10 protein-coding genes are annotated in these 14116 nt (G+C 44.8%); all 10 read left to right on the top strand.

Going from position 1 to position 14116, the window contains the following annotated elements; all coding sequences use genetic code 11:
- The first annotated feature begins 126 nt into the window (after nucleotides 1-126).
- The 10 genes from ACDJ59_RS13435 (at nucleotide 127) to ACDJ59_RS13390 (ending at nucleotide 14055) form a co-directional block, all read left to right on the top strand.
- Nucleotides 127-2349: a class I SAM-dependent methyltransferase gene (locus tag ACDJ59_RS13435; protein ID WP_413409403.1), complete on the top strand. Its 2223-nt coding sequence runs from the start codon at nucleotides 127-129 to the stop codon at nucleotides 2347-2349.
- Nucleotides 2346-2924 (top strand): histidine phosphatase family protein, encoded by a 579-nt coding sequence (locus ACDJ59_RS13430; RefSeq protein WP_413409402.1) that lies wholly within the window; start codon nucleotides 2346-2348, stop codon nucleotides 2922-2924. The genes ACDJ59_RS13435 and ACDJ59_RS13430 overlap by 4 nt, the downstream gene beginning before the upstream one ends.
- Nucleotides 2925-2985: 61 nt before the next feature.
- The gene (locus ACDJ59_RS13425) at nucleotides 2986-3648 is read left to right on the top strand and encodes a PolC-type DNA polymerase III (protein WP_413409400.1); all 663 of its coding nucleotides are present in this window, start codon (nucleotides 2986-2988) and stop codon (nucleotides 3646-3648) included.
- A 22-nt stretch (nucleotides 3649-3670) separates the two neighbouring features.
- Entirely contained in the window at nucleotides 3671-4045 is a 375-nt protein-coding gene (locus ACDJ59_RS13420; protein WP_413409399.1) for a hypothetical protein, read from the top strand.
- Between the two features lie 178 nt (nucleotides 4046-4223).
- On the top strand, nucleotides 4224-5222 hold the full coding sequence (locus ACDJ59_RS13415) for an ABC transporter substrate-binding protein (RefSeq protein WP_413409398.1): 999 nt from the start codon (nucleotides 4224-4226) through the stop codon (nucleotides 5220-5222).
- Nucleotides 5223-5321: 99 nt separating this feature from the next.
- On the top strand, nucleotides 5322-6992 hold the full coding sequence (locus ACDJ59_RS13410; protein WP_413409397.1) for a helix-turn-helix domain-containing protein: 1671 nt from the start codon (nucleotides 5322-5324) through the stop codon (nucleotides 6990-6992).
- Nucleotides 6993-7763: 771 nt separating this feature from the next.
- The gene (locus ACDJ59_RS13405) at nucleotides 7764-8081 is read left to right on the top strand and encodes a hypothetical protein (RefSeq protein WP_413409396.1); all 318 of its coding nucleotides are present in this window, start codon (nucleotides 7764-7766) and stop codon (nucleotides 8079-8081) included.
- Nucleotides 8082-8270: 189 nt separating this feature from the next.
- A complete protein-coding gene (locus ACDJ59_RS13400) occupies nucleotides 8271-9365 on the top strand; it encodes a hypothetical protein (protein WP_413409395.1) in 1095 nt (364 codons plus the stop codon).
- Nucleotides 9366-9626: 261 nt separating this feature from the next.
- The gene (locus tag ACDJ59_RS13395) at nucleotides 9627-12002 is read left to right on the top strand and encodes a putative PEP-binding protein (protein ID WP_413409394.1); all 2376 of its coding nucleotides are present in this window, start codon (nucleotides 9627-9629) and stop codon (nucleotides 12000-12002) included.
- A gap of 115 nt (nucleotides 12003-12117) precedes the next feature.
- The gene (locus tag ACDJ59_RS13390) at nucleotides 12118-14055 is read left to right on the top strand and encodes an LTA synthase family protein (protein WP_413409391.1); all 1938 of its coding nucleotides are present in this window, start codon (nucleotides 12118-12120) and stop codon (nucleotides 14053-14055) included.
- Nucleotides 14056-14116 lie beyond the last annotated feature (61 nt).

The following is a 14116-nucleotide window of genomic DNA, read 5'->3' as shown; positions in this document are numbered from 1 at the left end:
GGCGAGCGCTTCGCTTTTTAAGGTTTTTTCTGTCCTCTCCGTTATCGTGTTAATGATTAGTTCAACATCTATAGACGAATCTAATGATTTTATATATAAGGGTAGAGAAAGAGAGGGGACATATTCATGCTGCATTCATTAAAGGCCATACAATCATACAAGTCAGGTAACACGCCGGAAGCCCAGCAGCAATGGCTGCAACTGCTGGCAGCAGCAGAGAAGCCCCATATTAACCTCGAACGCATTCATTCCATCGCCGAACTTGAGGGCACAAATCCGGTGCTGGATTACACCGAGCGTACACTGCATGTGCTGGAGAAGCTTCAGGTTTCTTTTTGGGTGCGAGAAATTCTGGAGGAAGTCTTAATCTGGTCAGAGACGGCGAAGGCCGGATCATTGGAGCAGCGGCGGGTATGGCAAAAGCAGGGCGTTAACTTGTTTGTACACAATGTGGGGTCCGCTCAGCTATATGATCTATATGCAGGCGCAGAGCACCTGGATAATGACATCGATAAGACCAAGGAGACGAGTATATATCAACTTGGTTCTCCGAGTGGTGCTCTAAGTAACAATGCGGATATAAGCGAGCATGATGCGCTGAATACACACACTCCAAGGCAGGAGATTATACGTACTCTAATTGCTACACATGGACTTATTGGTCAATACATACGGGGTGAGATTCCATTTGCCGAGAATGCTTCGCTCCACGCCTTGATCGTCAAAGGATGGCTTACTACAGATGAATTGCACACCATACTGATGGCATTAAATGTGTGCATTATTGCAGGTGTTGATCCAGCGTTATGGAATCAGGTTCAGGCTGAGGTGCAGCGCATTGTAGGCTGGATTATCGTTGGACCGGATCATGAGGACTGGAGCGTGAAGGAACGGTTATCCCGCTTAAGAAGTTCATCCATTCGGCAGGGAGAAGCTATGGATACGGCTTACGCCAAGCTCCAAACGGAACTGGATGTAGAACAGGCGCTGGCTCCGCTCGCTCATCGCACATTATGGTATGTGGAATCGGCCATGCAGGATTTTTCGTTGCAGGAGATGGTGAAAGTGTTCCTGTTGACGCTTCGCAGCGAGAGCATGCATCCAACATCCATGGAGAGTCGATCTGAAATCGTTCGCCATATCAGCTTCGAACCATTGATGAATACGATGTATTACGACTACAGGGGCGTCAAGAAGCTCAATATTTACAAGAAACGAATGATTGAAAAATATTTGGAACAGTATTCGTGGGAACAGATTGTGTCAGGAGAGCAGATCGTCTATCCCCATCTAACCCATCGCATTGAGCGTCATGCGGATCTGCCGGATACATTATTCGTGACCTTTGAATTTTCTCCAGCGGCTGAGAAGCTGATTGCATTCTGTATTGAAGCGGAAAAGTCGCCGTTATACGAGAAGGCTGTACTGCTGTTATTTGACCTGTTCGGATTACGCCGGGATGCGTATGATCGTTTCCATAACGAAGAGACGTATTTGTCCGATATGAACAGCTCCGGTGATTACAAAAAAGTACTGCTCGAATATATCGTTGGTAAACGAATACTGGATATTGGTCCAGGTGGAGGAATTCTGCTGGATCTGATTGAGCAGGAAAAACCGGAAGTGGAGCCGATTGGTATCGATATCTCAGCCAATGTCATTGAAGCGCTGGAACGCAAAAAACAACGTGAGGGACATCGCTGGCAAGTGATGAAGGGCGATGCTCTGCAACTGGAGCAATATGTGCAGCCGGGCACAGTGGATACGGTTATTTTTTCATCCATTCTGCATGAATTATATTCATATATTGAACTGGACGGTCGAAGATTTAATTCCGATACGGTTGTAGCAGCGCTGAGAAGTTCATTCCGTGTGCTGTCACCTGGGGGACGAATTCTGATTCGGGATGGGATCATGAGTGAGCCGGAGGCGCAGAAGCGCCGGATTCGTTTCCTGGAAGCGGATGGGTTGCGCTGGCTGGAGCGGTATGCAGAGGATTTTCAGGGACGTGCAATTCAATATGAGCGGATCTCAGACAACGAAGTAGAGATGCCGATTAACGATGCGATGGAATTTCTCTATACCTATACGTGGGGTGAAGAGGCATACGTGCATGAAATCCAGGAACAGTTCGGTATATTCACGCCGACAGCCTATGAGAACTGTATTCGAGAAGCGCTGGGTGAACAAGCCGAGATTATCACTTTCGAACATTTCCTTCAGGAGGGGTACACGGAAGCACTTGGAGAACGAATGATCTTCATGGAGGAAAATGGTGAACCTGCGCCTTTGCCAGACAGTACCTGCCTGATTGTAATTGAGAAGAAAAAAGGGTTGGCGGATGGATGATGAGTGAAGCCAGTACGTTTTTATATTTTGTCAGACATGCGGAGTCTCGATATGTTGACGGACAGGAACGCGAGCGTGGACTGACAGAGCAAGGTCATCAAGATGCAGAAACGGTTGCCAGTCTGCTCCATGGGGAGCAGATTCAACTGTTCTATTCTAGCCCTTACAGACGAGCGGTAGATACGATTCATATTCTGGCAGATCGGTCAGGTGGAATTGTGGTGACAGAGGAAGATTTGCGTGAACGCCAGTTGTCGAGTTCAGATGTGAAGCATGCTAATTTTCGTGAAGCCAAGCAGCGGTTGTACCGTGATCCTACGTATGCGTATCCAGGTGGGGAGTCTGGTGAACAGGCTCGCTCAAGGGCAGTAGCGGTGATCGAGAAAATTCTGGATAAACATGTGGGTCACAAGGTAGTCATCGGAACCCATGGAGATGTAATGACACTTATTTTACAACACTATGATTCTTCCTACGGGTATGACTTTTGGGAGAGTACTACGATGCCGGATATTTTTAAATTGCAGTTTGATGGAACGCGCAAGTTGGTCCAGGTCACCCGATTGTGGGAGTAACAGAGTTAAAAATGAGAAATGCATTAACCGTGATGAGAGTAGAGAGGAGTGAGTTGAACGGATGAAAATTACGCTGTTGCCTGATACATACTTTATTGAAAATCTAAGCGTATCTTCATTACAGGATAGAATGTACTGCATATTTGATCTCGAAGGTACAGGCATTAATCCTGTGGTGGAGAGTGTGACTCAATTTGGTGCGATGTATTACCAAAGAGGTCAACGGTGTAATACAACATTTTCTTCACTTACACGTGCAAACAAACCTATACCAGAAGCTGTGGCGAAATTAACAGGCATTTCGAATGAGGATATGGTAGAGGCTCCGTCGTTCGTAGAAGCATTTCAGGAATTTCAGAAATTTATTGGGGATAATGTGCTTGTAACACAAGCAGGATATGAATATGATCTGCCCATCTTGAAGCGGCATTGTGATGAGTATAGTCTCCCGATGTTGACTAACCCGGTACTCGATACAAAAGCGATGTTCACCTACATTCATCCGGAAATTACCGAGGTCGTCTCAACGGATTTTTTGATTCGGTATTACGATCTGAATACAGATGGAATTCACAGGCACAATGCTTTGGCAGATTGTGGTGTGATCGCTGGTATCTTTGAAAGTATCCTTAGCGAATATGAGGAACTTCAATTGGATCATTTTACAGCCGATCCAAATCGAATGATGAAGCGTTTTGTTATACCAGAGATGTATCTGACATGATGATGAACTGGAGGAGAGATCAATGAGCAAAACGGATGTGGAGAAGCTGCTGGCGGATCTTAACGAGGGACGGATTCTGACCCAGCAGACATTCGAAGGATTGGATGTGGAAGTTTACCTGGATGAAAGGGATGCCTCTGCATTTGCTGACGAGTGGATGCAAGCTTTTGAACGATGGGCTCAAGATACCGCTGTGGCTGAAGAAGAGGTGCTGCGCGCATGCAGGGAACAGGCGTTCAAACAGACCTTGGCTCTCACCGGCGAACCTGAGTTAGCGGGGTATGTAAGTGATGATATGGGTTTAATTGGTGCTGCACTGTTACAGGGTACGGCGAACGATTCCTTTGTGGATCAGCTATTGGAGAGTTATCGTCAAGGTCGGTTGCCCCTGCGATAAGCGGGGGAGGACGAACATGGTTGTTTTCGTTTGTATAAAAAAATAGCATCAAATGTATATTGTGAGTCGGCTGAAGCATGAGGTACAATTCACCTAAGCAATTAATGAGAATGATAATCATTATATGTAAAACATTCTCACGGTTACATCAACAGATCACATAGGGGTGAAGGGTATCATGGTAGGTTTTATTAAAGGTTTCAAAGGGTGGACGATCACATTACTGCTCATGGGTCTAGTGATTTCAGGATGTAGTACAAATACCGCTACGAATGCGGAACAGACTCCTGCAACTGAAAGTGCAGCTTCTGGAGAAAATACTACTGAAACCGAGACAGCGCCTGCGACACGGGTTGTTCAGGATGAATTTGGAGATGTGACGATTCCGGTTCAGCCACAGCGGATTGCTGGAATATATGTGGAAGATTATCTGAAGGCGCTCGATATTACACCTGTAGTACAGTGGTATCATCCGTTGTGGGGTGTACAGGATTATTTAGAATTGGATGTTCCGCAATTTGATACCACAGGCAGTATTGAAGCTTTGTTGGAACATGATCCGGATCTCATCATTGTAGATGGTGGAGTGGATATGGAGAAATATGAGATGTATTCCAAGGTGGCACCAACGTATCGCTTGCCTGAGAGCGTACTGCAGGACTCCAATCTAATTTTGAAAACCATTGCCGATGTTGTAGGTAAACCGGACAAGGGTGAAGAAGTTGCTGCCGCATTTGGGGCCAAGATTGCAGATGCCAAGGCGAAGCTGCAGGAATCAGTCGGGGACGAGACAGTCGCAGTGGTCCGGCTGAATGTTAACGATGACACACTGGCGTTGTTCGGTGTTAAAAATCGATTTACCGGCTTTATTTATTCGGAGCTTGGTCTGACACCTCATCCTCTGGTTAGCAAGATGGAAGAATATCAGGAAATTCTGTCTGAAGAGGCCATTCCGCAACTTGATGCGGATCATCTTATTATTTTCCCTTCCAATGGAGAATGGTCTTCTCCCGAGAACAAGGAAGCCTTGAAGGTACTTGACAGCAAATTGTGGAAATCTCTTCCCGCCGTTAAGAACAATCAGGTGTACATCATGGAAAGATCACATTGGCAATCAGGTGCGATTACGGCAAATTCCATGAAAATTGATGATCTCTTGGAAAAAATGACTCCATAAGAATAATCTCATAAGAAAGAAAGTTCTTCAGTCAGGGTTGAAGAGCTTTCTTTTTTCGTATACACTATTTTAAATGATAATAATTCTCAGTTAAGGACGATGAACATGTGCCACACGATAATACAACTGATTCCCAAGCCCTGGCTATGCTCACTTCAGCATATGGAATACGTAGATCACCATAAGTCTCATATCGATAAACGTTTGTTATACAGAATGTCGACTTCACACTCCATATTTGTTGTAACGTCTGGGAAAGGTTCAATAGTTTGCTCAGATCGGGAATCTCATCTGGAAAAAGGAATGATTATGTTTGTTCCGGCTGGAACATCCGTTAAAATAGAAGGTTCGCCTTGGACAGAAAATGAATTGCAATACTATAAGCTTGATCTGATGGTGGCTGAGTTGAAAGAAGAGACTTCGAACGGTTTGTCTAGAAGAAACACGGAGGAGAAGCAGGAACTTTTCCAAAGTCCAGATTCTTCGACATTATTACCTCTTATGCAACTCAGCTTCAGTCCGTGGAGTTCTTGTCTGGAAGCCTTGGAACAAATACTGCGTCAACAGGTCACTGGCGATTGGCTGGAGCAATGGGAGGTACAGCTTCGTTTTCAGGAGTGGTTCCGTGCCTTAATTCGCCAGAGTGCCCCCAAAACAGAGGTACCCGATGACCGTGCTCGTCTTCAAAGTTCAATTCGTTATATTGGCGACCACTACGATCAGACGATAACCGTGGATGAGCTCGCGGCAGATATTGGTCTTACCAGAGCTAGCTACACTCGGCAATTCAAAAGGATTACGGGCAAACTCCCGCTTGAATATGTAAATGCGGTTCGGCTTGAACGCTCGAAGCAACTATTGCAGCTGACGGATGATCGCATCCATGAAATTGCACAGAATGTGGGATTTAGCAGCGAGTATTATTTTGGTCGCCGATTTAAGCAATACTCTGGTATTTCACCTGGGTTATACCGCCGTCATCACCGTCAAGAGGTTCGTGTCTTTGCTCCGTATCTGGAGGACTTTGTGTTGGCTCTTGGCGTAAAACCTGTACTTCAATGCTCCCATCATTCTTGGGGGAGACAGCATTATTTGGGATTGGATGATGTACCCGAATTCGATGTAAGCCAGCAGGATGCTCAATTTAATGTGGGCAATATACCGGACTTTATCATGTTGAACAAGGGATATGATCGATGGAATCTGAACCGCTTTGAGCAGGTAGCACCTACATTTTACGTAGATCATCTGGGAGAGGATTGGCGTTCCATTTTGAAATCGACCGCCGATGTATTGGGAAAAGTGAATCGGGTTCAAGATGTAATTGGTGAGTATGAAGATAATGCAATGGAAGCCAAAGGTCGGTTAGCACGATCTTTACGTGGTCAGACGGTGGCTTTTTTGCGTATATCTGCATTGGATATTACTCTTTATGGGGATCGGCAGGGATACGTTGGACCTGTAATTTATCAGGATCTTGGACTGACTCCGCACTCCCGTGTGCAGCAATGGACAAGACACGAGCGGAGGATTTTCATTGGATTGGACCAGTTAAGTCAGCTTAATGCGGATCACTTGTTGATTACATTTGACACTGGAAATTCTGCTAAACCTGGAGAGGAGCGCGAACTGCTCGATAGGGATGAATGGAAACGTCTGCCTGCGGTGAAGAGCGGTAATGTGTATGAAGTGGATTTTATGTCTTGGATGAACTACGGTGTGATCTCTCATGGGAAGAAGATTGAGGATATATTGCGGTTTATGGCTTGATAATGAATGGTCTGTGAGATGTTTTTCGAAAAAATCAAGAAAACCATATAACTTTCAAAACTATCAAAATTTTGTGATGTAACTCACGGGCACTCTATGAATCTACTGGTATTATCCTTTTCGTTAATCTATAATCTGCTTGTTTAATAGACTAAATAAAGGAATTTTAATTAGATTGAGGAATATATTATAACAGATAGGATATAAACTAAAGGAGCAGATCAATGATAAAGGATAAAATTCCATTATGGTTCTGGTGTACCTCGGTAGTAGTTGTCATTATGCTAGTATATAACTTGTTTCAAGTAGATTCTCGTATTAACATGCTTGCACTAGGCATTCTAAATATTGCTAATGCCATTCGGATGTGGAAGAAATATCGGAACTCAGCAATTATATTTTTGATAATAGGTGTTCTTTGTGCAGTTTTATTTTTCAAGTATCTACTTCAATAATCAGAAGGCTGATCGTCATTTATATGGCGGTCTTTAGTGAAATTTCTGTTCGCCATCTGCGAAAAAATATTGACTAGCCAGGTGCGCTGAACGAAATCGATTACTACCGGGTATTGTTCAAGGTTGTCCGAACCTTTCAAGAAATTAGGGACGCGCATATTATTCCCAAGATTGAGGATATACAGCGGTTTATTGCTTGATGGATGGGTTTTGAATAACAAACAGGCTGGATTCAACATCGGAGAAAAGGAAAATATTATAACATTCCATTTTAATGTATAATATAGGAAAATATAAATGAAGAAAGGAACTTCCTATGCGGAAAAAAATCTGGGCCTTACTTTTAGTAGTAGCTGTTATTGGGATGATTCCTGCTAAAGCAACATCGACGACCACGGTTGCCGAATCGCATGAAATTTCGGGTGAAGATCTTCCTGAAAGCTTACGATATGATTCTAACCATCCAGATATAATTTATGTAAAGGATTGTGGGGTCTTCGAGAAAGTGGATTCGAGTTTAGTAGATTACGGCGAAGAAGAAATTGTGTTCGATGATATACAAAAGGTAACAAATAAAACGAATGTAATTGTTGCTTATGATGCAACTTACATCAAAAAAGGTGAATGGGAATAGCTAATTCATTAGATTTACAATCTGGAAGCGCAAGGAGAGATTTATTCTTCTTGGGCTTTTTTATATCCAATAAAAAAATAAAAATTCAAGAATTTAGCTGAATTTTATAGATGAGCAAGTTTATGTTTAGACACATGAACCTATGTACACTAAAGTGAGTTTGTACATAAACACTTTAGGAGGATTCATGTGAAAACAACATTTTTTAAGAAAGTCGGATTATTTCTTGGAGCATTTATTTTTACAATTGGTTTTGCATCTAATTCAGGGGTACATGCTGCGGTAGATTATAGCGGGGGGCTCATGGATAAGATGGTAATGACACTTAGCGATACTGAAAGCAAGGGGAGTAAATTTACATATGCATTAACAGATAATAATGAAGCTACAAGCGCGATTATAGAAAAATGGAACACGCCATCTACAGCGGTGGATCATGCAGTTGGAATCTTTAATGGAACAGTTACAGCGAATGCTATCCGTGTAAAAGCAGATTTTGATGTTTCAATTGGATTATTCGATTCCACTGGAAAGGCGATTTTACCGACGTATTGGTACACAGTAAAAGCAAATCAGGCTGATGGAAGATTAATTTATCTTCCTACAACGTACAAAGGAATAGCAAAAGTTAACTTGTTTAATTATTCCAATACAAGGACAGTCAGTGTATCCGAGTTTCAGCTGTATAATATGACACCTCCAGCTAATCCATTAGATCTCGCAGCATCTGCAGATGAATCATCCATTGGATTGACCTGGAATGAAGTAACGACAGCAACCAGTTACACGATTAAAAGATCCACTACGGCAAATGGGCCATATACAACATTGGCAACTGGAGTAACTAAGGCCAATTATACAGATTTAGATGTAACTCCAGGTACCACCTATTATTACGTAGTGACGGGTGTTAATCCTGTTGGAGAAAGTGTTAATTCAAATGAAGCCTCGGCAATTATTGAGAGCAACGGTCAGGTTGATCCTGAAGCAGAGCAACCAACCACACCAGAACCAGAAGAACCTACAACTCCGGAACAACCAGAGGAACCTTCCACTAACCGTGCCATCTTTGTCGTTACCATGACAACGGGCTTGGAGAAAGAATTCGACCTAAGCATGAAAGAAGTAAATGATTTCATCGACTGGTATGAAGCCAAGCAAGCGGGAAGCGGAAAAGCATCGTATGCGATCAATAAACACGACAACAACAAAGGGCCATTTAAGAGTCGGAAGGATTATATCCTGTTTGATCGGGTGTTGACGTTTGAGGTAAGTGAATACTAAAAAATGTGAAGTTCCTCCAGCTTAGCTGAAGGGGCTTCTTTTTGCTTCCCAGTGATTAATGAGCCAATGCAACTGCTCGAAAGGCTTGTTTCATCTTATTTTAGTGTAGCGTTTACAAAAAAACAGGATAACGAGCACAAAATGCAAAAGCGGATGTCCTTGACTGAACGATTGTGACATACCATTAGAGTGAAGGCTGATCTGTAACGCAGGGTTTGAAGTCTTTAAGCATAGCCATGAATGGCGGATGGGAGAGCTGTAATGACAAAACGGGTAATTCTGTTGGAAGAAGGTACGGCAGAGATGAAAGGGCTAATGGTAAGTAAAGGGGCTGATCTTGCAGAGCTAATCCATGCAGGGTGGTCTGTCCCGGCCGGATTTGTGGTCACAACGGAATGCTGTCGCGAGTTCTGTACCCGTCTTGGACATCTTTCCGGTGAAGGAGAGGAAGAGATTATTAACGCGATCCGGCATCTGGAACAGCAAACCGGGAAGTTCTTCGGACATTCGGAGAATCCGCTACTACTCGCGGTACGTACGGACCAGGATCGAGCCTCAGCAACTGCGACACGATCACTGCTCAATGTTGGTCTGAATGATATTACTGTGGAAGGACTCGCACGTCAAACCGGTGATCGGTTGTATGCACTCCAATGTTATCTAGATTACTTAGAGGAATATGGACAGCTGGTATATGCAATTCCGTCTGAATTTTTCACAGAGATATCGAGTCATGTCAAGGATCAGGATGAAGTGGAACTTGAATTAACCATTACGGAATTTAAATATCTAATTGAAGCGAAGGGGCGTAACCCTTTTCCACAAGATGTTCAAATTCAATTCAAAGAAGCAGTACGTGCGGTATATCATTCACAGCGTATTAAAGCATCCAGATCTCAGGACGAGATCATGCGTAAATCATATTACATCTCTTCGGAGCAAAGCGCTCCTGTCCTTATACAGACGATGATACATGGAAAATGTGGAGAATCAAGCGGGGCCGGAACAATATATACGTGTAACCCACTTACAGGTGAAAAGGGAATTACAGGACAATACGTCCCAACCGGGAACGCGAGCCAAACAGATCACGGCCTAGAGCGTTTACGGAATGACGAACCTGAGCTGTACACAAGTTTGCTGGAGATAGGTAGCCAGCTGGAGACGCATAAAGGAGAAGTGCAGGAAATCACCTTTGTGATTAAATCCGGCGCGTTGTATGTTGTGCAGACCCAGCCCGCACGATTATCCTCCATAGCCACACTGAGGAGTACTGTGGATTTTGTCCATGAAGGACTCATCACCAAGGAGGATGCACTTCTTCGCATCCAACCTGCGCATATCACGGAAGTGCAGAAGCTTTACACCAATCCTAGTTCTATCAGCGAAGCGAGCAATGGACATCTGCCCATACAGATCCAGCCAGTAACTAATGATGAGTGTCCAGCTTATAACAACTCAGGTTCACTTTTATCAGCAGATCTGCAACTACTGCTCAATTGGGCTGATGAAGTGAAAGAGCTGAAGGTACTGGCCAATGCTGATCGACCACAGGATGCCCTGACATCACGGCTACTAGGGGCTGAGGGAATAGGTCTGTGCAGGACGGAGAACATGCTGTTATCACCTGCGCGGTTACCATTTGTACAAAAAATGATCTTGGCAGACAGTGAATCCGAACGCAGGCGTGGTTTGGAGCGTCTGTTGCCGATGCAGCAGTCTGATTTTGAACAGATATTTGAAGCGATGGATGGATACCCGGTAACGATACGTTTGCTCGATTCGCCGTTGCATGAACTGCTACCAGATCTGGGAGTGTTGGAGAAACGACGTGAGTGGTTACGAGCAGAGGAGTGGCAGGAGCAAAAAGACCATCAGATTGAACTGGAGGAACTGGAGCGTGTCATTCGCAGAGTCAGTGAATTGCATGAACATAATCCGACATTGGGGCAACAGGCTTGTCGGCTGAGTACGGTGTTCCCGGAGATCGTTGATATGCAGCTGGAAGCGATATTCCGCGCAGCGGTGAAAGGTATCCGGCAAGGCTGGTGGGTACGTCCCGAGATTATGATCCCGCAGATCGGTCATGTGCATGAACTTCAGGTGATGAGAGATCTGGTGGATCATGTGGCTGACCAAGTGCTTGGTGAGGAAAAGCGGCATTGTCACTATAGAGTGGGGGCGATGATCGAAGCTCCGAGAGCGGCGCTGACGGCGACTCACATTGCTCGCCAGGCTGACTTTTTCTCGTTTGGCACGGATGAGCTGACAGAGATGACATTTGGATATAGTCGTCATGAAGCTGAGAAGCGGCTCCTTCTCCTTCAACGTGATACGGACTCTCGTCCGGTAACGAATAATCCATTTCATGTGCTGGACATTGAGGGAGTCGGACAACTGATTGAGATGGCGGTAGTCCAAGGTCGAATTCGAAAACCTCATCTGAAGACAGGGATCTGTGGAGAAAATGTTATAGATCTGGAGTCGATTACGTTCTGCCACCGCATTGGTCTGGATTACGTAAGCTGTTTGCCTGAACAGATCCCTTATGCACGAATTGCTGCTGCACAAGCAGCCATTAAGGGACAGAGAGAGGGAGCGGACACGCAGAACACGGATATCTCTACAATTGCGTAACAATCACTCTGTCCTACACGGAACTTCCATGGAATAGCAACCAGAAAACTGTTATACTGAAATATGCGTTTTGTAAAAGGAACGTAAAATTTCAGGGTAAGGGTTGAAAGCGACCATGTATAATTCCAAAAATGAACGAACTTCATCACGGACCTTATTCGCCGTGTTATTCATTCTTATGCTGCTCAAGCTGTCACTACTGCGGTATTTCTTTTTCCAGGGTCTGTCCGGCATCGGTCTGTTAACTGACGCATTAGGTGCATTAACGTTGGTATGCCTGCTGGATCTGATCGTGCCCAAAGGCTGGAAGCGAGCTGTATACGGAGGATTCAATATTCTGTTTTCTCTGGTTCTGTTCGCGGCTACGCTGTATAACGTTCATTTCAGTTCGGTACCTACCTATACCGTGCTAAGTGAGCTGGGGCAGGTTGCCCAAGTGCGGGGAAGTATCGGACCGCTGGTGCGACCGGAACACTTTCTGTTTTTTGCAGACATCGTACTGGCATTGCCAATATGGTTGATTATGCGCAGACGTGCTGGCGGGCGTAACTACAGCAGTTACCGCGATAGCGGTTTGACGTTTGGCAGAATTCGCAGACGTTACTGGGGCAAACTCGGCGTTGCGCTTACGGCTGCATTCTGCATTGTGCTGTCTGGCAGTTTTATTGTCAAAGGTGAAACGATTGATAACGAGCTGGTGCGGGCCGAGAATCTCGGTTTCCTGAACTATCAGGTATCGTCAGCGATTCTGACGAGCAAAGAAAATGAGGCCATTGCGAATGGCAACATTAACGAAACCATTGCCAAGATTAATGAGCTGGTTAGCCAGTATCCGTATCAGGATACACCAAGTGACGGCACAGCTGTGAAAGCCAAATATTTTGGTCAGGCCAAAGGCAGCAATCTGATCGTACTGCAACTGGAGTCCTTTCAGAATTTCCCGATTAATGCTTCATTAGACGGTCAGGAATTAACACCGGTACTGAATGATCTGGCCAAAGAAAGCTATTATTTCTCTCATTTTTTCCAACAGATCGGACAGGGAAACACATCAGACGCGGAGTTCATGTCGAATACGTCTATCTATCCAACCGGAGTTGTTCCCATGTCAGCAGGGTACAGTGACCGCGAACTGCCGAGTCTTCCGAAGTTATTAGGAAAAGAGGGATATGAGTCCGAGACGTACCACGTCAATGACGTCACCTTCTGGAACCGGAACAAGATGTATCCGGCACTCGGATTCACTCGTTACTTCGACAAGCCCAGCTTCGAGAATGACAGATTCAATGACTTTGGACCATCGGATGAAGAGTTGTACCGTGTAGGTGTGGAAAAAATGACTGCGCATCAGGCTGCGAATCAGCCGTTCTATGCTCAGTTCATAACGGCATCGAGCCACTCGCCGTTTACGGTTCCCGCTGATCGTGCACGGATCACGATTCCAGCAACCATCACGAACAAATTGCTTCACGATTATCTACAAGCAATCAACTATACGGACTATGCCATTGGTCAACTTATTAATGAGTTGAAGGCGAACGGATTATGGGATAATACTACTTTAGTGCTCTACGGAGACCACTTTGGTCTGCCTGCTGACGAAGAGATTACACAGCAGATTCAGGCCAATCTGGGCGTCCCGTATGACGGTAAAGTAAGTCGATTCAACATCCCGTTCATGATCCACACGCCGAAACAGACCAAAGGACAAGTGATTGAGCAGCCAGGCGGTCAGTTGGATATGTTGCCAACGATTATGAATCTGATGGGCGTTTCGCTCCAGGATGAGAAATTCACTGCCTTCGGACATGATCTGCTCAACATGGACCACAATGCCTTCGGTATCCGGTATTATTTGCCGACGGGTTCATTTGTTAACAATGACATCATGTTTATCCCGGGTGCGGGCTTTGACGATGGAACAGCCTATTCGCTGAAAACATACGAGCCGGTAACGGATTTGGAACCGTATCGTTCCGATTATGAACATGTGCTCAGCCTGATGAAACTGTCTGACGAGTATGTGAAGTTGTTACCGAAACGTGCACCATAAATCAATATTTCTGCAATAGGTCAGATCAAAAACGTCACCAGTTCAAAAGCTGGTGGCGTTT

This window comes from Paenibacillus amylolyticus (assembly GCF_047302515.1).
GTDB lineage: Bacteria > Bacillota > Bacilli > Paenibacillales > Paenibacillaceae > Paenibacillus > Paenibacillus amylolyticus_G.
Note: the sequence above shows the minus strand (reverse complement) of the source record. Positions and strands in the feature narration are given on the sequence as shown.

Coding starts and splice junctions, on each gene's coding strand:
- ACDJ59_RS13435 (WP_413409403.1), top strand. CDS start 127: ATGCTGCATTCATTAAAGGCCATACAATCATACAAGTCAGGTAACACG.
- ACDJ59_RS13430 (WP_413409402.1), top strand. CDS start 2,346: ATGATGAGTGAAGCCAGTACGTTTTTATATTTTGTCAGACATGCGGAG.
- ACDJ59_RS13425 (WP_413409400.1), top strand. CDS start 2,986: ATGAAAATTACGCTGTTGCCTGATACATACTTTATTGAAAATCTAAGC.
- ACDJ59_RS13420 (WP_413409399.1), top strand. CDS start 3,671: ATGAGCAAAACGGATGTGGAGAAGCTGCTGGCGGATCTTAACGAGGGA.
- ACDJ59_RS13415 (WP_413409398.1), top strand. CDS start 4,224: ATGGTAGGTTTTATTAAAGGTTTCAAAGGGTGGACGATCACATTACTG.
- ACDJ59_RS13410 (WP_413409397.1), top strand. CDS start 5,322: ATGAACATGTGCCACACGATAATACAACTGATTCCCAAGCCCTGGCTA.
- ACDJ59_RS13405 (WP_413409396.1), top strand. CDS start 7,764: ATGCGGAAAAAAATCTGGGCCTTACTTTTAGTAGTAGCTGTTATTGGG.
- ACDJ59_RS13395 (WP_413409394.1), top strand. CDS start 9,627: ATGACAAAACGGGTAATTCTGTTGGAAGAAGGTACGGCAGAGATGAAA.
- ACDJ59_RS13390 (WP_413409391.1), top strand. CDS start 12,118: ATGTATAATTCCAAAAATGAACGAACTTCATCACGGACCTTATTCGCC.